The sequence below is a fragment of the Dietzia sp. WMMA184 genome (genome assembly GCF_002441635.1).
GTDB classification, from domain to species: domain Bacteria; phylum Actinomycetota; class Actinomycetes; order Mycobacteriales; family Mycobacteriaceae; genus Dietzia; species Dietzia kunjamensis.
The window spans coordinates 3,411,907-3,433,044 of record NZ_NXEI01000001.1; the positions used below are offsets into that span (position 1 = coordinate 3,411,907).

The 21,138-nt window shown below is 70.4% G+C and carries 19 protein-coding genes; 8 read left to right on the forward strand and 11 right to left on the reverse strand.

Annotated elements, in window-relative coordinates; translation table 11 throughout:
• Positions 1-40 precede the first annotated feature (40 nt).
• Positions 41-817, forward strand: coding sequence for an enoyl-CoA hydratase (locus CK206_RS15755; RefSeq protein WP_069390183.1), 777 nt, complete (start codon positions 41-43; stop codon positions 815-817).
• Positions 818-844: 27 nt separating this feature from the next.
• Positions 845-1,369, forward strand: coding sequence for a protein-tyrosine-phosphatase (locus CK206_RS15760; protein WP_069390182.1), 525 nt, complete (start codon positions 845-847; stop codon positions 1,367-1,369).
• Between the two features lie 72 nt (positions 1,370-1,441).
• On the opposite strand, the gene CK206_RS20060 is transcribed toward CK206_RS15760, so the two are convergent.
• The gene (locus CK206_RS20060) at positions 1,442-1,603 is read right to left on the reverse strand and encodes a hypothetical protein (RefSeq protein WP_167457827.1); all 162 of its coding nucleotides are present in this window, start codon (positions 1,601-1,603) and stop codon (positions 1,442-1,444) included.
• A gap of 39 nt (positions 1,604-1,642) precedes the next feature.
• Here CK206_RS20060 and CK206_RS15765 point away from each other — a divergent pair, with 39 nt between their 5' ends.
• On the forward strand, positions 1,643-1,993 hold the full coding sequence (locus CK206_RS15765; RefSeq protein WP_083249822.1) for a DUF4229 domain-containing protein: 351 nt from the start codon (positions 1,643-1,645) through the stop codon (positions 1,991-1,993).
• A gap of 74 nt (positions 1,994-2,067) precedes the next feature.
• On the opposite strand, the gene CK206_RS15770 is transcribed toward CK206_RS15765, so the two are convergent.
• From CK206_RS15770 to CK206_RS15780, 3 genes are all read right to left on the reverse strand, one after another.
• On the reverse strand, positions 2,068-2,931 hold the full coding sequence (locus tag CK206_RS15770; protein ID WP_254050630.1) for a hypothetical protein: 864 nt from the start codon (positions 2,929-2,931) through the stop codon (positions 2,068-2,070).
• A gap of 93 nt (positions 2,932-3,024) precedes the next feature.
• Positions 3,025-5,625: an ABC transporter permease gene (locus CK206_RS15775; protein WP_096906979.1), complete on the reverse strand. Its 2,601-nt coding sequence runs from the start codon at positions 5,623-5,625 to the stop codon at positions 3,025-3,027.
• On the reverse strand, positions 5,622-6,377 hold the full coding sequence (locus tag CK206_RS15780) for an ABC transporter ATP-binding protein (protein ID WP_096906980.1): 756 nt from the start codon (positions 6,375-6,377) through the stop codon (positions 5,622-5,624). The genes CK206_RS15775 and CK206_RS15780 overlap by 4 nt, the downstream gene beginning before the upstream one ends.
• 174 nt (positions 6,378-6,551) lie before the next feature.
• Here CK206_RS15780 and CK206_RS19915 point away from each other — a divergent pair, with 174 nt between their 5' ends.
• The 4 genes from CK206_RS19915 to CK206_RS20180 all read left to right on the forward strand — a co-directional run bounded on the left by CK206_RS19915 (position 6,552) and on the right by CK206_RS20180 (position 11,011).
• Entirely contained in the window at positions 6,552-7,613 is a 1,062-nt protein-coding gene (locus CK206_RS19915; protein ID WP_159981180.1) for a hypothetical protein, read from the forward strand.
• A 135-nt stretch (positions 7,614-7,748) separates the two neighbouring features.
• Complete coding sequence (locus CK206_RS19920) at positions 7,749-8,591, forward strand: hypothetical protein (RefSeq protein ID WP_096906981.1); 843 nt, start codon at positions 7,749-7,751, stop codon at positions 8,589-8,591.
• Between the two features lie 287 nt (positions 8,592-8,878).
• On the forward strand, positions 8,879-10,231 hold the full coding sequence (locus CK206_RS15795) for a hypothetical protein (protein WP_173674806.1): 1,353 nt from the start codon (positions 8,879-8,881) through the stop codon (positions 10,229-10,231).
• Between the two features lie 150 nt (positions 10,232-10,381).
• Positions 10,382-11,011, forward strand: a complete 630-nt coding sequence (locus CK206_RS20180) for a hypothetical protein (RefSeq protein WP_096906983.1) — start codon at positions 10,382-10,384, stop codon at positions 11,009-11,011.
• 175 nt (positions 11,012-11,186) lie between these two features.
• On the opposite strand, the gene CK206_RS15805 is transcribed toward CK206_RS20180, so the two are convergent.
• Entirely contained in the window at positions 11,187-12,146 is a 960-nt protein-coding gene (locus CK206_RS15805; RefSeq protein ID WP_253702082.1) for a 1,4-dihydroxy-2-naphthoate polyprenyltransferase, read from the reverse strand.
• Positions 12,143-13,411: an AMP-binding protein gene (locus CK206_RS15810; RefSeq protein WP_067716896.1), complete on the reverse strand. Its 1,269-nt coding sequence runs from the start codon at positions 13,409-13,411 to the stop codon at positions 12,143-12,145. Before CK206_RS15810 ends, CK206_RS15805 begins: the two co-directional genes overlap by 4 nt.
• 452 nt (positions 13,412-13,863) lie before the next feature.
• Between CK206_RS15810 and CK206_RS15815 the strand changes: the two genes are divergently transcribed.
• A complete protein-coding gene (locus CK206_RS15815; protein ID WP_067716893.1) occupies positions 13,864-14,532 on the forward strand; it encodes a RadC family protein in 669 nt (222 codons plus the stop codon).
• Here CK206_RS15815 and CK206_RS15820 read toward each other — a convergent pair.
• The 5 genes from CK206_RS15820 to hsdR all read right to left on the reverse strand — a co-directional run bounded on the left by CK206_RS15820 (position 14,516) and on the right by hsdR (position 21,099).
• Entirely contained in the window at positions 14,516-15,670 is a 1,155-nt protein-coding gene (locus CK206_RS15820; protein WP_082923941.1) for a restriction endonuclease subunit S, read from the reverse strand. The two genes, CK206_RS15815 and CK206_RS15820, sit on opposite strands and share 17 nt — an antisense overlap.
• The gene (locus CK206_RS15825; protein WP_067716891.1) at positions 15,667-17,157 is read right to left on the reverse strand and encodes an N-6 DNA methylase; all 1,491 of its coding nucleotides are present in this window, start codon (positions 17,155-17,157) and stop codon (positions 15,667-15,669) included. Before CK206_RS15825 ends, CK206_RS15820 begins: the two co-directional genes overlap by 4 nt.
• Positions 17,154-18,014, reverse strand: a complete 861-nt coding sequence (locus CK206_RS15830; RefSeq protein WP_067716888.1) for a nucleotidyl transferase AbiEii/AbiGii toxin family protein — start codon at positions 18,012-18,014, stop codon at positions 17,154-17,156. Before CK206_RS15830 ends, CK206_RS15825 begins: the two co-directional genes overlap by 4 nt.
• The gene (locus tag CK206_RS15835; protein WP_067716886.1) at positions 18,007-18,606 is read right to left on the reverse strand and encodes a type IV toxin-antitoxin system AbiEi family antitoxin domain-containing protein; all 600 of its coding nucleotides are present in this window, start codon (positions 18,604-18,606) and stop codon (positions 18,007-18,009) included. The genes CK206_RS15830 and CK206_RS15835 overlap by 8 nt, the downstream gene beginning before the upstream one ends.
• An 84-nt stretch (positions 18,607-18,690) precedes the next feature.
• The gene (hsdR, locus tag CK206_RS15840) at positions 18,691-21,099 is read right to left on the reverse strand and encodes an EcoAI/FtnUII family type I restriction enzme subunit R (RefSeq protein ID WP_371607111.1); all 2,409 of its coding nucleotides are present in this window, start codon (positions 21,097-21,099) and stop codon (positions 18,691-18,693) included.
• Positions 21,100-21,138: the final 39 nt, after the last annotated feature.

A 21,138-nucleotide genomic window follows, 5' to 3' on the forward strand; every position in this document is an offset into this window, starting at 1 on the left:
AACCAGCGGAGGCTAGCCCCTCATCCCCTCCGGAGGCCCCATGAGCACCCCCTTCGTCCTCGTCGAGCGCAGCGGCCCGATCGCCCGCGTCACACTCGATCGGCCCGAGCGTCGCAACCCGCTCTCCCTGCAGATGATGCGGGAGGCGACGGCGGCGATCCGCGACCTCGGTGACGACCCGGACTGTGGGGTCGTCGTGCTCACCGGGTCCGGCCCCGCACTGTCCGCCGGGCACGAGATCGGTGAAATGGTCGACCGCACCCTCACGCAGGAGCGCGAGGTCTTCACCACGTGCGTGCAGCTCATGGAGACCATCCAGGCGATCCGGCAGCCGGTCATCGCCGAGGTGCAGGGCCACGCGATCGCCGCCGGCTGTCAGCTCGTCGCCACCTGCGATCTGGCCGTGGCGGTCGACACCGCGCGTTTCGGCACCCCGGGCGTGAAGATCGGCCTGTTCTGCTCGACCCCCATGGTGGCGGTCTCCCGCTCCATCGGCCGTAAGCGGGCCATGCAGATGCTGTTGACCGGTGAGACGATCGACGCCGCCACCGCGGTGGACTGGGGGCTGGTCAACGAGGCGGTGCCCGAGGGCCACCTGCGTTTTCGGGTCGATGAGCTGGCGCTGCAGATCGCCGACTCCAGCCCGCTGACGTTGGAGATCGGCAAGCAGGCCTTCTACAGGCAGATCGATCTGCCCCAGGACGAGGCGTACCGCGAGATGGCCGAGACCATGGCCACCAACGCCGTCACCTGCGACGCCCAGGAGGGCATGTCCGCGTTCCTCGAGAAGCGCGCCCCGCAGTGGCGCGGGGAGTGACGCGCAGCGCGCACTAGGATCGTCGCCATGGCGATCTCGGTGATGACGGTGTGTACGGGCAACATGTGTCGGTCGCCGCTGGCCGAGCGTCTGTTGGCCGCGCGAACCGCGGCAGCCGGACTCGATGTGTCGGTCGACTCCGCGGGGACGCGGGCGGCCAATGGCGTCGAGATCCACCGCGAGACCCTGCGGGTGCTGCAGGGGTACGGGGGAGACGGCGGGGGCTTCGCGTCGCGACTGCTCACAGCCCGGCTGCTGACAGGACGCGACCTCGTCCTCACCGCGACCCGGGCGCACCGCGATGCCGTGCAGGAACTGGCGCCGTTGCTGTGGAAGAAGACCTACACGATCCTGGAGGCCGCCCGGCTCGCCGACTCCGACGAGTCCGTCACGCTCGCGGGTCTGTCGCGGGCGAGGTTGGGTATCGACACCGACGATCCCGCGCTCGACGTGGAGGATCCGATCGGCCGGGAGCCGGAGGTGTTCGACCGCACGGGGGCGCAGATCAGCGACGCCGTGGACTCCATCGTCCGCCTGCTGTCACGCAACTGACCCGGCCGACGAGACCTGTCCGGGCAGGGCTGCATCGGGCAGGGCTGCGCCGGGACCCGTGCGCTGCCGACGTCAGGGGTCCAGCGGTTTGCGACGGTCCAGATCCCGTAGGAAATCAGGGTCGTCGTCCGGGGCGATCACCCGTGGGGGAGCCGGCCGTGACCCGGGCCCGAAGGCCCGCCACAGCAGGATCGCCACGGTCACCACTCCGATGAGTGCGAACAGCCAGATCACTCGAACCTCCTTCCCACCACGATACGTATCCTGGGGACCATGAGCGAGCGAGACGAGACAACACACCCCGCGGAGGGGACGGCCAGCCCGGCGGCCAGACCGGAGGGGTCCGCGCCCGGCGCGCGACTGGCCCGCAACATGGTCGTCTACACCGTCGTCCGACTTCTGCTGGTGGTGGCGTTGACGCTGCTCATCATCGGGATCGGCAGCCTGGCGGGTGTGCAGGTCCCCGTGCTCGTCGCCGCGATCATCTCTGTGTTGATCGCGTTGCCCCTGTCGATGGTGCTGTTCAGCCGGATGCGCGCGCAGATCAACTCCGATATCGCGGCGGTCGACGCCGGACGACGGGAGAAGCGCGAGGACCTGCGCCGTCGGATGAACGAGGCCTGACGCTCGTCGCACCAGACCGGCGTGCGGTGTCCGGCCGGAGTTCACACCCGGTCGGAGGGCATGCCCTCGGAAGGTCAGCCCTGCGGGCCGCCCGGCCAGAACGACCCGGGCCAGCGGAATGCGGGGAGCCCCACTGACGTCCCCGACTCGGTGGGGGTCTGCGACCCGGTGGGGCCGACCGACCCCGACGGGGCGGCGGACATCACGGATGTCAGCGGGCCCGGCTGCGGTTCCTGCGGCGCCTCGGTCACGGTGGGCACCGTCGTCGGCTGCTCGGACGAGCCGGTCCCCGTGGGGGTGGTGTCGCCGGGTTCGGTGGTGCCGGGAGTGCTGGTCCCGGGAGTGGTCGGATCCGTCACGACGGGCTCGGTACCGCCCGGCTCGGTCGTGGGCGGCGTCGTGGGCGAGGTGGGCGACGTCCCGTCGGTCGGGCTCGTCGGGGTATCCGGATCGTCCGTGTCGGGATCCTCGGTGCCCGGCTCATCCGGATTCTCGGTCGTCTCCCCGTCGCCGAGGAGCTCCTGATCATCCTCGAACCCGATATCGGTTCGCGGCTGGGCGGGCGTCCACTGTTCGCCCGTCGTCTCGACGGGTGCGGTCTCGCTGGGAGGCGCGTAGGTACCGGCCTCCTCGTCGGGTACGTACAGTGCCCCGGGAGCGGGCTGGACCCCGATGTAGTACCTGCTCAGGCAGTGATCGGTGACGTTCTGCGATCCGTCGGTGAAGATGGTGAGGCCGGGCGTCCCGCCGTCGGCCTCGGTCGCACATCGCGCGATGAACTTCCCGGGCTGCTCGTCACGCTCGGTGGTGGTCGGCGACGTGATCTCCGTCGCGGACGCAGAGCGCGGAGCCTCGGAGAGCACCTGTGGCTCCGGCTGCGCGCAGGACGCGGCCACCAGCGCTGTTGCGCCGGCGGCGAGGAGCACCCGAGTTCTCATAACGATAGTGTCTCAGTTCTGTCAAAGGATGGCTACCGGACGGACGGGGTGGAATCTTTTTCACCCCGGAGGACGGTCGGGAAGCGCGAGCATCTAGTCCGACGCGACCCGGGATCGGACCGCCCCGACGGAGGCGACGGCGGCGGCGAGGACAGCCGCGAGGACGCCCCCGAACCCCACCTTCACCAGATCGGCCACGGGTACACCATCGTTACCGACCCCACCGAGGTCACTGAAGATGCCTCCCGCGCCGGAACCGGTCCCCGTGAGCGCGGCCGCCCCGGCCGTGCCGAAGGCCGCCCCCAGCAGCACGCCCAGGGCTGCGGCGCAGGCGGCCACCAACGCGGTCTCGAGGACAAGCATGAGCCACACGCCGAAGCGGGTGACCCCGACGCCTCTGAGCAGGGTGATCTCCCGGGTCCGTTCCCGGACCGCCAGCGTGAGCGTGTTGGCGACCCCCACCAGGGCCAGTGCGACCGCCACCGCCAGCAACAACGAGCTGGAGGTGAGGACGGTCCGGACAGAGGTGGCGATCTGCTCGCGGGAGGCGAAGCTCTCGGTCACGGCCGCATCGGGCGCGGCGTCCACGACGGCGGAACGCACGCCCTGCAGTGCCGACTCGAGTTGCTGACCGGCCAGGGAGTCATCCATGCGCAGCCAGACCTCGGTGCGTGGGACGAACTGGGTGGGCACCTCCACGCCCTCCGGCCACGGGGACCCGTCGGGCAACTGCGCCACGGGCCAGGCGGGCACGCTCCCGGGCGCGGCCAGGGCCCACTGATCGCTCGTCCGACGCACGACCAGGTCGCGACCGTCGTCGTCGGAGAAGAAGGTGAACCGGACGGTCTCGCCGTCGCGGGCACCGGCGGCCACGGGGGAGGACTCCGGGAGCACGATCTCCCCGGGCCCGGGCAATACGACGTCGCGGCGCATCACGTCGCCGACCCGCTCCGGGTCGGCGACCCTGAGGACCGTGCGCTTTCCCCCGGGGCCCTCCGCGTACATGTCGGTCACGACCAGGGACTCGTCCACGCCCGGGAGCTCCGCCAGCGTCCCCGGCAGTCCCTCGGGCAGGGTGCCGCCGCTCGATGCGGTCACGGCGATGTCCAGCGGGACGCGGTCGACGAGCCGTGCCTGGATGGCCGGTCCGAGCAGGGCGATGCCGGTCACCATCGTCGCGGTGAGAGTCACGCCCACCAGTACGGCCGCCGAGGTGGCGGCGGTGCGGCGCGGACTGCGGGCGATGTTCCGAGCGCCGAGCAGACCCACCGGGCCGAGCAGCACTCCCACCACGCTGCCGAGCGCCCCGAGCAGGGTGGGCAGGGCACCGGCGACCACGGCCAGGATCCCCAGGAACGCGAGAACGCCCCACGCGCCGGCCTGGACGACGGCCCCCGCCTCGACGGCCGCCGACATCGAGTGCCAGCCGAAGGCGCCCACCACGGCACCCACCGCGACCATAGCCAGCCGCCGCCACCACGGGTCGGGCCGTACATCGGCCGGGCGCAGCGCCTCCAGTGGGCTGCCGGAGGTGGCGCGCCACAGGGGCGGGAGAGCGGTGACGAGGGTGACGCCCACGCCCACCGCGGCGGCGAGCAGATAGGCGGATCCGGGGACGCTGACCTCCTGCAGGGGAATCGTCACGCCGAGCCGGGGGGCCTCCCGGGCCGCGAGTGAGACCGCGAACCGACCCAACGCCAACCCCGCGGCGGTCGCCACGGCGCCGACAACCAGGGCTTCGGCCATCCCGGACAGTCGCAACTGCAGCCGCGAGGCGCCCAGGCAGCGCAACAGTGCCGTCTCCCGGACGCGCGCGGCGAACACCACCGCGAAGGTCGTGCCGATGACCAGGGCGGCCACCGCGACGGCCAGCAGGGTGAAGGCCAGCAGGGCCCGGGTGTAGACGTCGCGGCTGCCGATGAAGGACTCCGCGAGAGCGTCCGCCTCGGCCGCGCCGGTGGACACCTCGACGGCGGACGTGCCCGGGATCCGGTCCAGGCGCTGCTCGATCTCCGCCGCCAGCGCCTCGTCCGACACCGTGCCGTCGCCGGCCACACGGATATCGCCCCCGGCCCCGTTCGGCGCCCACTGCTGTACCTGCTCGTCGACGGTGTAGAGGGGGAACGCCGAGTTCATGTCCGGTTGCCCTGCAAGGTCGAACAGCCCCACCACCGTGACGGGGACGGGATCACCGGCGCCGCTCGGCAGCACCTCGAACGTGGCGCCCAGCGGGAGGTCCGCGTCACTGCGGATCGCCACCTCACCGGGAGCGGCGGGGAGCCGCCCGTCGGCCAGCGGTTGCCAGCGCAGACCGTCGTCGGTGGCGAGCGCCGTCGTCGTCGTCACCTGTTGGGCGCGTCCCTCGGCGCGGACCCGCACGTAGGTCTGGGCGTCCACGGTGACGGCCCGCACCCCGGGGGTGGCGGCGATGGCCCCCAGGCCGAGCCGCTGGGCCTCGGCCGCTTCCTCGCGCGCGGCGTCGGTGCCGGCGGAGGTGCGGTCGCCGAGGTTCTGCACGAGCACGGCGGTGCCCGAGTACCGCATCCCGAAGGTCGCGTCGGCGCTGGCGGTCATCGTGCGGAGTACGCCCACCGAGGCCAGGACGAAGCCGACGGCCACGGCGATCGCCAGGATGGTGCCGAGGTAGCGGCCCGCGTGTGCGCGCAGCTGACCCAGGACCAGGTGGGGGCTCACGTGGTGGCCGGCCGGCGGCCGGTGAGCGAGCGCATGGCCGTGTGGACGGCCTCGGGGGTGGGGGAGGGGACCTCGTCGGCGATCCGTCCGTCCGCCAGTACCACCACGGTGTCGGTGTGGGCGGCGGCGTGCGCGTCGTGGGTGACCATGACGACGGTCTGGCCGGCCTCGCGGACACACGCGCCGAGCAGTCCCAGCACCGACTCGCCGGACTCGGAGTCGAGGTTGCCGGTCGGCTCGTCGGCGAACACCACGTCCGGGCGCGGCAGGAGGGCGCGGGCGATGGCCACCCGCTGCTGCTGGCCGCCGGACAGTTCGTGCGGGCGCCGCTTCAGCAGGTCGCCGATCCCGAGCTCGCCGACCAGCGAGTCGAGGCGCGACCGGTCCGGGCGACGCAGCGCCATCCGCACGGGGAGCGCGATGTTCTCGCGTACCGAGAGCGCCGGCACGAGGTTGAAGGACTGGAACACGAAGCCCACCCGGGTGCGTCGCAGCCGGGTACGTCCCGCGTCACCCAGGCGGGTGATCTCGGTCGATCCGATCGATACCGTGCCGTGGTCGGGCGTGTCCAGGCCGGCCAGGCAGTGCATGAGGGTGGATTTGCCGCTGCCTGACGGGCCCATGACCGCGGTCCAGCGCCCCTTGTCGATCGCCACGTCCACGCCGTCCAGTGCGCGTACCTTCACCCGCCCGTGGGAATAGGTCTTGCGCAGGCCGTGGGCCCGGATCGCGATCTCGGGGGGTGGGGTCACGTGGGTCCTTCCGTCGCGGCGTGGCGTCCGGAGGTGAGTGTAGGGACCCCGGTTGTGGAGACCCGGTCCGACACGACACCGCACCTGTGGCCCATGTGACTGATGTGACGTATGGTACCTGTGTGACTGGGCCGGACCCGGTCGTGCCCAGCTCCCGGACGACAAGGTGACCTCATGTTCCAGCGACGCTCGCACCGCACCGCCCCCCGTGCCCGTTCCCTCGCCCTCGGCGGCGCCCTGGCCGCGCTCGCCGTGGTCGGTGGTGGCACCGTCGCCGCGGTGGGTGCGCCCGCCGCCGTCGACGCCGGCGACATCCAGCTGACCCAGAACGCGACCGGCCAGGCCGGTGCGCAGGAGCTCCCGCTCGGCACGGCCGTCAACCTCGACCTCGAGCCCGTCGTCGCCCAGGCCGCCGGCGGCACCATCCCGCCCGGGACGACGGTGCAGGTCACCGGCCTGCCCGACGGTCTGACCCAGAACGGCTGGGTCATCTCCGGCACGCCCACCAGCGCGGGCGAGTACGAGGTGCTCGTCACCGTCTCCAACTCGGGGATCTCGCAGTCGGAGAAGGTCGCCATCACCGTCACCGACGGCGCGGGTGCCCCGTCGGAGGACGAGGAGGCGACGACGAGCCCGGCCATCACGAGCCCGGCCACCACCAGCCCGGCCACCACCAGCCCGGCCACCACGGCCGAGACCACGACGACCGCCACGCAGTCCGACCCCACGCTCTCGGCGGTCCCCGGTGATCCGACCGCCGAGGACGACACCCTCGCCGGCGATGAGGGTGACGGAACGGGCGCCGGCGACGGTGAGACGACCGGGGACGACGACGAGGTCGGCGCCACCCCGGATCTGTGCGCGGTCATCGGGGACGGGCAGATGGACGGTGCCTCGCTGGTCCAGCTGCTGCCGCTGGTGACCGGTGGCGACGATGCCGAATCGGCCGGACTCGTGATGGTTCTGCTCAACACGGTCGTCAACCTGCTCCCGTCCGTGCTCGGCGAGGGCGGCTCGGTCGAGAGCCTCGGCTCGGTGGGTCAGATCCTCTGCACGATCTCCCCGTCGCTGCTCGGCGGCCTGACCGGTGGAGAGACCGCCACGGGCGGGGCGACGACCACTGAGGGCGGCGATGCCACCACGGGCGGGGCGACGACCGGTGCGGCTGTTCCGGGCGACGGCCCCGCCGCGCTGCTGGGTCTGCTCACGACCGGCGCGGGCAGCCTCGGGCAGTGACCTTCCCCGCGCCCCCGGGCAATGTCCCCACGGGGCGCGGGTCGGGGCGATAGAGTCCCCCTGTCGACCTCAGGCGGCCCGGTGGGGCGCAGTGGCTCGATTACCTCCGTCGCCGTCGAAGAGGGTCCATCACACATGTTCACCCGCAAGGTCGTCACCGCCGCCGCCGCTGCACTCGCGCTGGTCACCCTGTCCGTCCCCGTCGTCAACGCGCAGGACGACGGTGCCCTCCCCGGTGAGACCACGTCCGGCAGCATCTCGCTCGGCAGTCTCGAGGGGGGCGACCCCGACGCGTCCAGCCTCGCCGGAGGGTCCGAGGGCGCCTCGAACGACGCCTCCGGCGAGGACGGAGTCGACGGTGAGGGCGGAGCTGACGGTGAGGGTGCCGATTCGGGTTCGCTCGGTGGCGGTTCGCCGGGAAGTCTCGAGTCGGACAGTCTCGATTCCGGCAGTGGGGACGACACCAGCGTCGGTGACCTCGCGCCCGAGACCGATGAGGTCTGCGAGCTGCCCGCCCTAGGCGGCTCGGTCGCCAAGTTCTACCCGCTGTTCGGGATCGACGGTGTGCCCACCGGCGTCATCGATCTGATCACCTCGGCGTTGGATTCCTTCCCGAATCTGCTCGACATGGTCGCGGGGGAGGGGCGCGGGTCGGCGCTCGTCGGCGAGGCCGGCTCGCTCAGCGAGGGGCTGTGCTCGCTGGTCTTCGGCGGCGAGATGGTCCCGCCGCCGGTCACGGTGATCGTCGACGGTGACGGCAATCCTGTCAGCACGGTCACCGGCACGGCCACCGCCAGCTCCACCACGTCCGCCCCGGCCACCACCACGACCTCCGCCGACGAGGCCGGAACCGGAACTTCGATCGCCGCCTCCGACGATGCGAGCACCGACGGTGCGAACCGGGACGGTGGCGACCCGGACGACGCGGATGCCGGTGAGGCGGCGCTCGCGACCTCGGTCCCGGTCCCCGGCGCCTGACCCCGCCTCTCGGTCTCCTGCGGCCCGGCCCCGACACGGGGGCCGGGCCGCCGTGATTTTCCCGCGGCCGTCTCCCTGCGGCGCTGCGCATGCCGAAGCGGTGAGCGCGGATCCGCGCGCGCGAATATACCCAGGGGGTGTGTTACTGGTGTGACTTATGAGAACCGAGTGAATTATGTGACAGAAGTAGACAGTCGGTGTGCATGTGGTTAGAGTGGCACTCGTAATGGTCTGCCCTCCCGTTCCGCGGAGTGAGCGATCTGAACCCCTCCGGAAGGAACCAGCCGATGCGTGCTCGCCTCGCCCGTCCTCGTCGTATCGTCCGGGGTCGCCTTGCCGCCCCCGTCGCAGCCGCAGCAGCGGTCGCGCTCGTGGGCGGAATGGTCATCGCCGCTCCCGATGCGCCCACCGTCCGTAGCGACATCCAGACGGTCGCCGTGGCTGCCCCATCGTTCAACGCTGGCGCGGAGTTCTCCTTCGACGCCGGGACGCTGGTCCAGGCCACCCAGTCGGCCGGGTTCGTCATTGAGGACGTCACCGGACTTCCGGAAGGGCTGGAGTATGACGGCAACGGCCGCATCTCGGGCGCGGTGACCACTCCGGGCGTGTACACCATTCAGGTGACCGGTCGGGGCATGGGCGGACTAGTCACGATTCCCGTCACCCTGACGATCAACAACGCCAATGGTTCCGCGCCGGCCGGCGCCTCGGGCGAGGGGACGGCCGCAGTCGAGGGCAGCCTGGGCGGCGAGGCGCAGGCCGGTGGCCAGATCACCACGGGCTCCGACGGCACGGACGCGATCCTCGGCGCCGTGGCGGGCATCGTCTCCTCCCTCGGCGGCGACGCCGGTTCGGTCGCCGACCTCGCCGCCGGTTCGACGGGACAGGGTGGGGTCACCCCCGAGAGCCCGGACGCCACGGATGCGCCGACCGGCCCGCTCGGCAGCGCGGCCAACGGTGAGTTCGGCCTCGGCAGCCTGTCGAACGGCGCGCCGGAGACCCCGGACGCGCCGGACGCCGACGGTCCCGGAACCGACGCCCCGGCCAACGGCTCGCTCGGCATGCCGGGTTCCACCGCCGAGGGCGAGGTGAGCGGTGACGCCACCGGTGGCCTGGACACCCAGAGCCTGGGACCGCTGGCCCCGCTCGGCTCCCTGATCGACTCGGACGCCCAGACCGGCTCGACCGCCGACGGCGACACCGAGACCACCGGCTCCACGATCCCCGGCTCCACCACCACCGGCGGAACCCAGACCGGTACCGAGATCGTCACCGGCGGGGACCTGACCGGCGGCGGCGAGATCACCGTCCCGGGATCGTCCTTCCCCGCGGACACCGGTTCCCTCGGGGCCCTGGCCCCGGGGCTGGCGCTGACGGGCGCAGCGCTCCTCGGCATCGCCGGGCTGAGCCTGGCGCTGGGCGGCGGCTCCTCGATCCCGGGCTCGACCGCGATCCTGCCGGCCCTGCCCGGGTCGACCACCACGGGTGGCACCACCACCGGCGGATCGAGCGACACCGGAAACGGTGGCTCCTCCGGGTCGGTCGCCCCGACCGTGGCCGCCGGTGCGCCGACCGTGGCCGCCGGCGCCCCGAACAGGGTCCAGGCCCCTGGCCCGACGGTCGCCAACGGTCGCGGCTGACCGACAGACTCCCGGCGGCCGGGTAGGTCGCCGGTGACCACCTCCACCCCGGGGTCGTCTCACTTCGTGAGATGGCCCCGGGGTGTGGTGCTCTCGTGGGTTACCTTGGGACGGTCGCGATCTCGCGGTGTCACCCACTGGAAGGCCTGTATGCGTATCTCCCGTCCTGTCGTCGCCTCCTCCCTCGCACTCGCCGCCATGGCCGCGGTCGGGGTCGCGTCCGGCCAGGCGGAGGCGCCCGACCATGCGCCCCTGGTCGTCGAGGCCACCGACGTGGCGCCCGCGGCGCTGCCGTCCCTGTCGATGCGGGTCGGACAGTACTTCGAGCGGCGGGTCAGCGATTACGTGACACCGCCCCCCGGCGCCTCGATCCAGTTCCGGGGCCTGCCGCCCGGGTTGACCTACGATCCGGCCACCACCGCGATCAGGGGCACCCCCACCGTCGCGGGCGTGTACGAGCCCGTGGCGACCGCCTTCATCTTCGGGGTCCCGGTACGCACCGAGACGACCACGGTCACCGTCACCGGCGGTGCGGGCGGGACCACCGGCGGTACCGGTGGCGGCGGCGCCCCGGCACCGCGTCCCGCCCCGGCCCCGGCTCCGGCGCCCGTGGCCGCGCCGGTGGCCCCTCCGGCCCCCGGCACGGTCACCATCGCCGATATCGACACGCTGCCGGTGCCCGAGCAGGTCAAGGACGCCCTCCGCGGTGCCGCCCTGGCCCTCAACAACGGGATCCAGTCCGCCTGGAACGCCGTGCCCGAGGGCTCACTCGGCAAGTAGCCACCCGGCGCTCAGCACATTCGGCACTCAGTACATCCGGCAGGTAGTCCGCACGTACATCGACGGCGGCCGGTCCCCGAGGTGGGGGCCGGCCGCCGTCGTCTGTACCGCGCCGGGCGCGGGGGGCTCGTCGCCGGGCCTCCGCGGACCGCCGGGGTGAACGCGCACCGCCGTGTCACAGCGAGGCGATCACGAACCCGGCGCTGACCAGCACGCTCCACGCGAGCATTGCCATCCCGGCCATCGTCAGCGCGGGGATGAGTCCGGCACCCGTCGCCCGTGCGCGCACCGGCGCGTTGGCCTTCCACGCCACCGGCAACGACAGCAGCCCCAGCAGCGCCCAGGGCGTCGCCGGGATCAGTGCGAGCGTCGCCAACAGCGGCACCAGCAGTTCCAGGACCGCGTGCAGGCCGCGGGTCCGCGAGTCGCCCAGGCGCACGGCCAGCGTGATCTTGCCGGACTCGGTGTCCGAGGGGATGTCCCGCAGGTTGTTGGTGAGGTTCACCGCGCAGGAGAAGCTCCCCACCGCCACGGCCGCCACCACCGCGTACCAGGTGACCGACCCGAGCTGCGTGAACTGCGTACCGATCACGGCGACCAGGCCGAAGAACACGAACACCGCGACCTCGCCGAAACCGCGGTAGCCGTACGGGGACCTGCCGCCCGTGTAGAACCAGGCCGCCAGGATGCAGGCCACCCCGACCAGGATCAGCCACGGTGCCGACGTCGCACTGAGCACCAGCCCGGCGAGTCCGCCCAGTCCGAGGAACCCGAACGCGGCGCGCTTGACCGTCGTCGGCCGGGCCAGTCCCGAGCCCACCAGTCGCAGCGGGCCCACGCGGTCGTCGTCGGTGCCGCGGATGCCGTCCGAGTAGTCGTTGGCGTAGTTGACGCCCACGATGAACGACCACGCCACCACGAGCGCCAGGATCGCCTGCCACCACACCAACCCGCCCGCGAGCGCCGCGGCCGCCGAGCCGACGAGCACTGGGGCGAACGCGTTGGGCCAGGTGCGGGGGCGGGCGCCCTCGAGCCAGTGGGAGAACGTGGCGCCCCCGGGCTCGGTGGTGGCGGCGTCGGCGTCGCTGGCGGGAGGGGTCTCGCGGTGGATGACGGGATCGGTCTCGCGGCTCATGCCCCGATTGTCCCATCGAGGAAGCCCGCGGCGACGCCGCGTCGGTCCACCTTGCCGCCCGGCAGCATGGGCAACGCGTCCAGCACGGCGACGATCGCAGGGGCCGAGTGCGCCCCCAGAGACGCGGCCACGTGTGCGCGCAGGTCGTCCGGCGACGCGGAGGAGCGGAGCGTGACCGCCGCGACGGGCCTGGTCCCGAGCCGTTCGTCCGGGATCCCGACGACGACGACGTCGACCACCGCAGGATGCGTGCGGAGTGCATCCTCCACGGTCTGCGGGAGGAGCGTGAGCCCACCGACGCTCAACGCCTCGTCGACCCTGCCGAGGATCCGGAGCCCGCCCCCGGGGTCGAGCGTCCCGGCATCGTCGGTGCGAAACCATCCCGCCCGGGCGAACGCGGGGTGATCCGGTGCGTTCCTGTACCCCGACGCGAGCTGCGGGCCGGCCAGCCAGACGCGGCCCTCGTCGTCGTCGACCTCCACCGTCACCCCCGGGAGCGGGGCGCCGTCGTAGACACATCCGCCCGCGGTCTCGCTCATGCCGTAGGTCCGGACTACCCGGATGCCGGCGTCCGCGGCGCGGGCGAGCAGCTCCGGTGCGGCCGCGGCCCCGCCGAGCAGGACCGCGTCGAGCTCGGCGAGCGCGGCCACGGCGTCGGGCGGGCCGTCGTCGAGGACCTTGGCCAGCTGACCCGGGACGAGCGAGGTGTACGCGCGCGGGCTGCCGCCCCCGGTCGCGGGCCCTCCGGTCCCGCCCCCGGTCGCGGGCCCTCCGGTCCCGGTCCCGGCCCCCGCCCGGCACGCGGCCACAGCGTCGGGCAGGGACGCGGGGTCGAACCCGCGGGTCACGTCCATCACGACCGGCTCGTGCCCGGCGCGCAGCGACCGCAGGATCACCTGCAACCCGGCGATGTGGTGCGCGGGCAGCGCGAGCAGCCACCGGCCGGGCCCGCCGAGCACGGTGTCGGTCGATTCGGCGGAGGCGGCGAGCGCGGCGGCGGAGAGCATCGCGCCCTTGGGTGTTCCGGTCGACCCGGAGGTGCTCACCACCAGGGCGGTGCGGTCGTCGATCGGGTCGCCGGGGCGCTGGCTGTCGACGAGGATCCGGGAGCGCACCGGGTCGTCGGCCGGCACCGGCAGCAGCGCCGGCCCGCGGTCGGCGAGCATCCGCGCGAGTGCCGGGAACACCTCGGCGACCGCCGGGCCGCCGGGGACGGGCAGGGTGCGCAGTTCGCGGCAGGCGCGCGTGTCGCGGGGTTTGGCCATGGTCTGCAGACCCTATCCGCAGCTGTGCCCCTCCGAGCCACTCCGTCGCGAGCCGCGCCACTACGCCGTTGCGCCGCGTAGCCCGGACTGACTGTCGAGCGCCCGCAGATGCCCATCGCGATGTCCACGCCTGAGCCGATGCTGTGGCATTTGGGCCCTACATAGGGTGCTCGCGAGCCGGGACTCGCGTCTGGCCCCGCCGCCGTCCGCTGCGCCGATGACCCCGGTCGCGGCCAGCCCCCGCGGTCCGGTGGGAAGGGCGCCGTATGGCCGCCGCGCTCGGCGACAACCCCAGACTTGCGCTCCGGATGCGCGACGACCCGCCGGGCGTCTTAGTGCCCGCACAGTCGGGTCGGAGTCATAGTCATAGTCCTGTGGATGGTTGTCGACCTTTTCCACAGAGCGCTTCAAGGGGTGGACGCTTCGGTGGCCGGCTACCTACGGTCGGTGCCATGGCCACCCCGTTCAGGGATCTCCCCGCCCACGACCTCCCTCGTGAGCGGCTTGTGCGATTCGGCCCGTCGGCTCTCAGCGACACCGAACTGATCGCCATCCATGTCGGCTCTGGTGTAGCGGGGCAGAACGCCGTCGCCCTGGCCACGCGGCTCGTGGCAGAGTTCGGCTCGCTCGCCGGACTGGCCCGGGCCACCGCGGCGGACCTCGGCCGGTTGCCCGGGATTGGCCCGGCCAAGGCATGCAGGATCGTGGCCGCGTTCGCACTCGCCGGCCGCGTCCAGGGCCCGGCCGAGGGGCGAATCCTCGGCTCGTCGGCTGATATTGCTACCGTCGCCATCCCCTTGATCGGCTCTGCCACGCGCGAGGAGGTCCTGGTGGTGGTGGCCGACGGCCGCAACCGGGTGACGCGTGTGGAGTCCGTGGCGCGGGGAGGGTCGACGACGACGAGCCTGCCGATCCGTGAAGTGTTGGCCGTCGCGTTGCGTCACGATGGGGCCGCCTTGGCGCTCGCGCACAATCACCCGGCGGGGGATCCCACTCCGAGTGCCGCCGACCGCGCCGCCACCGACCGGATCCGGTCCGCCGCGGAGGAGGTGGGACTTCGGTTCCTTGACCACGTGGTGGTGGCCGGCGAGGCGTGGCGGAGCGTCAGTGCATCGCGGTGAAGATCTCGTTCCGGGCGGCGGGCAGGACGGCGACGGCGAGCTCGTTGCGCTTGCCGTGGAGACTTGCCGACGTGAGGCGAAGCTCCTGGATGGTGCGAATCCGTTCGATTGCGCCCGCGAGCTCATCGTCGCCCGGCAGAGGAAAGGCAACAGTCTTCACAAAATCGGCGGGAACGCGCTGTTGTCCGGCGGTACCAGTGAAGGCCCTTCTTGCCTGCGATGTAAACCACTCAGTTCTGAGGACGCGCCACACCCACTCTGCAAATTCCGGTGAAGAAGCGCGGAGGACAAAGAACTCGGAAGACCCGTATCCGGTGCGACCCAGCTCGTCTACGTATATCGCACAGTTGCCGTTCTGCATGCACGGTGTGATCCGGGCGAATATCACATCACCAGGAATGAACTGCCTGTAGCCGGTTCCGACTTCGCCGCGAGACTTCACCTCAACATTGGTGATAGTTCCTGTAATAGGGTCGACTGCTGCCATAGGTACGAACTGCACTTCATCGGCACTGTCGACCTTTCTTGGCTTTGGAGCGAACTCAATCAGCTCGCCAAGTGGTGCCGCAGGAAGCTGGCCCAACCACGCGGACAAGGTCGAGTCGAGTGCGACTCTCGAGGGATCTTGGCGAGTGGTGCTCTTGTGTTCGCGTCCGATTTGTCTCAGGTGCTCGGCGATTCGGGTCTGTTCGGCGAGCGAGGGGAGGGGAACTCTCAGGCGCTCGAGGTTCTTGATCGACAGTGTCTTATTGCGTCCGGCGGAGCCCGGAGATGCCTTCCTAAGTTCCGCGAGCCCGCGATCGGAGAGGAAATAGTCACGGAGAAACTCTGCGCTCGCCCTCTCTGGGGTGCATTCCCACGTCATGAAACGGTGCGAGCCAACTAGATCCTCGTGTCGCTCGTCGGAAACTGCGACCGCGCCCTCCCATGCGAAGACATTGCTGAATAACAGATCGCCGGACTTGATCTGAAAAATCTTCTTGTCGCCGATCTCGGTGCCGGATACCGGCTCCTTGATGAAGCAACCCTTGCCGAAGGACCGAATCCCGATCTCGCGATAGGAAGCTGTCGGGTCGACGTCGACAGGAGATCGGCGGAGGGAGGCAACCTCCCCAAGCGGCACCCAATCGACCTTCACAGCTCGAACTCCGCGATGGCCGCCTGCATTTCCTCATAGACCGCCAGGAGTTCCTTCTCCGTTTGGATCAAATCGGCAATCAGCTCGGCGGGAGGCCGCTGGTCCAGCGCGTCGGGGCGGTGGGGGTTGTGTAGGTCGAGGTTGAATCCGCCGGCCTCGATATCTGCGTAATCGACCTTCCACGCCTGTTCGTTCTCGACTCTGCCCTCGCGGCTCGCGCCGCCCCACCACCGCTGGCAGGTCTCGAACTCCTCGTAGCGCATGGGCTTGGTCTTGGTGTAGTTCTTGCGCCCCTCCGGCGGCGGCACCTCGTAGAACCACACGGGGCCCTGCCCGCCCTTCTCGAAGAACAGGATGTTCGAGGGGATGAGGGTATACGGAGCAAAGACGCCGTTGGGGAGGCGGACCACGGTGTGCAGGTTGAACCGCGTCATAAGGTCCTTCTTGATTCGCCCACCCACGCCGGTGTCGAAGAGCACCGAGTTGGGCACGACGATCCCGCATCGCCCGCGCGGGCTCTTCTCGATGCGAGCCATGACGGACTGCAAGAAGAGCCACACCGTCTCGGCCGTGCGGAAGGTGGTGGGGAAGTTCTCGAGAATCAGCCGCTCCTCCTCGCCACCGAACGGTGGGTTGGTCACCACCACGTCCACGCCGTCCCGCTTGACCTCAGAAAGCGGGTGGATGAGAGCGTTGCCCTCGGTGACGTTGGGCCGATCCACGCCGTGGAGCAGGAGGTTCATCTGGCACAGCAGGTAGGGCAAGCCTTTCTTCTCGATCCCGCGCAACCCGGCGGAGACCTTCTCGTGATCGGCGGCCGAGACGTCCCCGGCGGTCATGTGCCGGTAGGCCTCGGAGAGAAACCCGCCCGTCCCGCACGCTGGGTCGAGGACCTTCTCGCCGGGCCTCGGGTCGACCTGGTCCACCACGAACCTGATCACCGGACGCGGGGTGTAGAACTCGCCGGAGTCACCGGCGGCGTCCCGCATCTCCTTGAGCATGGTCTCGTAGAACATGGCCATGGTGTGCACCTCGTCACGGGAGGTGAAGCTGATCTTGTCCACCTGGTCGACCAGCTGCCGGAGAAGGTGCCCGGACTGCATCCGGTTCCGAACGTCGGCGAAGACGTGCCCCAGCGTGTCGTGGGGGTCCCCTGGCCGACCCGATCCGTGGACGGTGCGCAGGTGTGGAATCAACCGCTCGTTTATGAAGGCGATCAGGGGGTCGCCGGTGACGGACTTCTCGTGCGCCCAGGTGGACCAGCGGAGCGCCTGGGGGAGTGCGGGCTCGTAGGCCTCGTTGACCAGCGCGCGCTCCTCTTCGAGGTCGTCGAAGGCTTTGAGGAACAACAGCCACGCCAGCTGGGGCAGGCGGTCCAACTCGCCGTTCAGCCCCGCGTCTTTGCGCATGATCTGCCGGGAGGTCTTGATGACCGACTGGAGCCGGGCCTGGGTGGTGGGTTCCTTCGCGGTGACGCGGGCGCTCATGGGAGGTCTTTCTCGGTCGGGGGCATGCGGGACAGTGCGGTCAGGTACGTCTCGCGGACGGCGCGGAACGCGGAGGCGTGGTCGGGGTGGGTGAGCCCGAGATCAGCCGCCATCGCGGCGAACGGCTCGGCCCACGACCCGGGCGGTGGTTCGAGGTCGGCCGGCGGCGCTTCGCCGTCACGATCGGTGAAGACCGCGGTGAGTCGCACACCCAACCGCGTCGGATCGACGAGGCCACGGTCTAGGAGCAATGCGAGGTCGACGAGGTCTTTGACTCGGGACGACGGGCGGTTGTGCGCGTAGATCCGCGAGTAGGCATGCAGCTTCTCGGCTGCGTGCCGGTCTACGTCCACGGCGGGAACGGTGAACGGCTCGCCCAGCAGGAGCGGTTCGACGAGCAGGTGCTCCACCTCGTCGTCGTCAAGGTGGTCGGCGGTGACGACGTCGAGAGTGACGACCCCAAACTCGGTCGAACCGAGATAGGCCTCGATCACCACCCGCCACGTGGTGGGAAGCTCGTCCTCCGCGCGGACGGGCCGGGGCGCCCGCGCGACTAGACGGAAGCCGTCTCCCGGATCGTGGTCCAATGCCTCGTCGAGGAGGTCGTGCAGCTCGTCGGCGTCGGGAGATCCGGCGCTGAGTCGAGCCAGGTCGAGGTCCTTGGTGCTGCGGGCGTCAAGCCAGAGACGGGTCTCCAAGGCGAATCCGCCCTTGAGGACCCAGCGACGGTCGGCCGCGAGACGCCGCAGGACGAGCTGGAAGAGCACGCGGTTGCGTAGGCGGAGCGGATCAACTCGGTGCTCGGCGGCGAGGTTGCGCAGCCGGTGATTGACGCTCCGGGCGCGGGCGTCAGTCACGGGCCACGGTTCCCAACGCGCGCTCGAGACGGAGTGCGGCGACGGCGGGCAGGTCGTGCGCGAGGCGGCGGAGTCGGCGCTCCGTGGTGTTCCCGCCGGCGAGGGCGCCACGGACCGCGTCGTCGACGATTTCCTGCGAAACTGATTCGGTCCCCGCGACGTCGGCGAGAGTGCGTGGGATCGAGGTGACCGACCACCCGTGGTAATCGATTCGGTCGGCTGGATCGAGCTCACCGATGTGGGTGACCACGAAATCGTCCTGGGCGCGGAACCCCGGGGGCACCGTCAAGTGCAGGCGCGCCGGGTTGGCGTCTGAGAGGCTGTGGGCGCGAAGAGCCGACTCGTGCGAGACAACTCCGCGACCCCGGCTCCACAGGGTCCACCGGACATACTCGTCCTCGGGACTAGGCGGCCAGTCGGGGAGTCGGAAGATGCCACGGTCGACCCTGGTCCAGTTCCCGGCGTCCACGTGGTACTTCTGCGCCTGGTGCGAGTACCCGGCCTCTACGGCCTGGGCGGACGAGAAATAGCCCGCCTGACCGAACGCGACCGCGTGTAGGCGGCGGCGTAGGTCGAGCGAGGAGGCGGTCATGCAATGAGCCTACCATCAGCGCGAAATCAAAGAACCATATAGTTATACCATGCACTTATGCGCAAAACTAAAGTTACTATGTAGCTAGGCGCCATATAGCCAGTCGGGAACCTGGCGAACTGCCTCGCGCAGGGCGTCTGGGCCGCCCATCGCACTGGCGATCTCGGTAATGCTCCCCGCGTTAGAGATCGGCCGGAGCCGGACGGTGCGCATCGAGATGTCGTCGATGCCGAATTCCTCGTACCGCTGGAGGAGCCCGACGAGAACGGCTCGGCCGGCCTCGCTCTGGGCGCGGATCTCCTCGGCGTGCGATTCCCGTGCACGGCGGGCCCGCTCGGCCCGGGTCCGGACCGGCGTCTGGAACGCCATCGAGAGCAGCACGTCGAACAAGTCGGAACCCGACTCGTCTGCAAGTGCCCTGAGTCCGTCAAGGTCGATTCCCCGCCCCGCCAGGGACTCGAGGATCTCATGGCGGGTGGACTCGTCCGCCCACAGCGTGCCGAGCGAGGCGGCGTCCCCGTAACCGGACATGGTGCCCTCGACCACAGTCCGTACCTCGACCATCCGTGGCTCGCCGGTCGACCTGTCGATCACCATCGCCGCCTCCGAGGTCACCGTCACGACGCCGTCGACCACGACGTAAGTAGTTCGGGGCTCTCTGGTCCCGCCGGGGTTGTCGACGTCGTCAGGGTCCTCGGTCCGAAACTCGGGTTCGGGCTCGTTCAGCGTCGGGTCGGCGGGCGCGGGGGCGGGGGCGCCGGTTCCGGTCGAGTCGCTACCGGGCTCGGAAATCGATTCGACGACGTCGCCACTGCCGTCCGTCGTCTCTATCGTGATGTCGGGGGGCGTGCCGTCGAAGTCCGGGTCACTGAAATGCTGAGAGGCACCGACGTAGTCGACCACCTCGAATACCGATTTTCCGCCCTCGGGGAAGAGCCTGGTGCCTCGGCCGACGATCTGCTTGAACTCGATGGACGAGCCCACCGGTCGGAAGATCACGACGTACCGCAGGTCGGGAACGTCAACGCCGGTGGACAGGAGCCGGGAGGTGGTGGCGACGACGGGCGACGCCGACTCCGTGTCGCAGAACGCCTCGAGTAGACGCGCCTTCTCCTCCTCCACGCCGACGATCCGGACGACCCATTCAGGATCCGCGCGGACGAGGTCCGGGTTCTCGACGACGAGTGCGGACCGAACGTCGTCGGCATGCTGCGTGCTCACACAGAAGACGATCGCCTTGTGCTCAGGGTTCTGCCGAAGTAGCCCGGACAGGTGGTGGGCCATGGCCTTGGTGCGAGGCAGGAGTGAGAGGGCGCGCTCGTAGTCGCGAGTGGTGTACACCCCCGCAGGTATCTCGCGTCCGTAGAGATCCCGCTGCCCGGGGTCGGGCGTCCAGCCCTCTGCGTCGGCGTCGAGGATCACCCGCCGAATTCGGTAGGGGGCGAGGTAGCCGTCCTCGATCCCGTCGCGGAGGGAGTAGCGATAGACCGGGTTGCCGAAATACTCGTAGCTGTGGACCGTGTCGTCGCGCGGAGTGGCAGTGAGTCCGAGGTGGATCGCTGAGGCGAAGTGGTCGAGGGTGCCGCGCCATCGGGAGTTGGCGGTGGCACTTCCGCGATGGCACTCGTCGACAATGACGAGGTCGAAGAAGTCTCGGGGAAACTGCTCGAGGAGTTCCTCACCGGCAGCCCCCTGGTGCAGCGCCTGGTAGCTCGCGAAGTACAGCTCCCCGCTCTGGTCGGCGCCCAGCCGGACACGTTGCAGCCGCTCGTTGCCGAAGGCCGGACCGAAGTCGTTACGCATCGGCTGAGTGAGGAGCACGTCCCGGTCGGCCAGGTAGAGCACCCTGTAGTTTTCCTCGGGCCGCACTTTCTCCTGGTATCCGAGAATTTTGGCGACGATCTGCATGGCGGTGAACGTCTTGCCCGTGCCAGTGGCCATGAGGAGCAGGATCCGCTGATCACCTCGGGCGATCGCCCGGAGGACCGCGCTGATCGCCAGCGCCTGGTAGTAGCGGGGTTCGTGGATCGTTCCGTCAGTCGAGACCTTCCTCCTACTGAGTGGCTCGAGGAGGAGGTCGGCCTCCGGCCCTTCGAGCTTCATGAATGTGCGGTAGGAGTCCCACGCCTCGACAGGCGTGGGGAATCCGTCCACCTTCCGTTCAGTCCCGGCCGAGCGGTCATGGACGATGATCTCGGACCCGTTCGTCGCGATGGCGAGGGGGACCTCGAGCTTCTTGGCGTAATCGAGTGCCTGTTGGAGCCCATCTCGAGCCGAGCGGTACGCACGCTTGGCTTCGACGACTGCGACCGGCTGACCCGGGGCGATCTCGAGAACATAATCCACGCGCCGACCGGGGAGCGCCTGGACCGTGCCATCCGGCCCTGTTCGCATCGTCTGAGCGAGCGCATACTCCGGCGTGATCGCCTCTGCCGCCCAGCCAGCCGTGCGGAGGGCGGGCACCACGAGGTCGCGACATGTGTCGCGCTCCAGTGGACCGCGCTGTTTACTCGTCGTGTGAGCACTGTATCC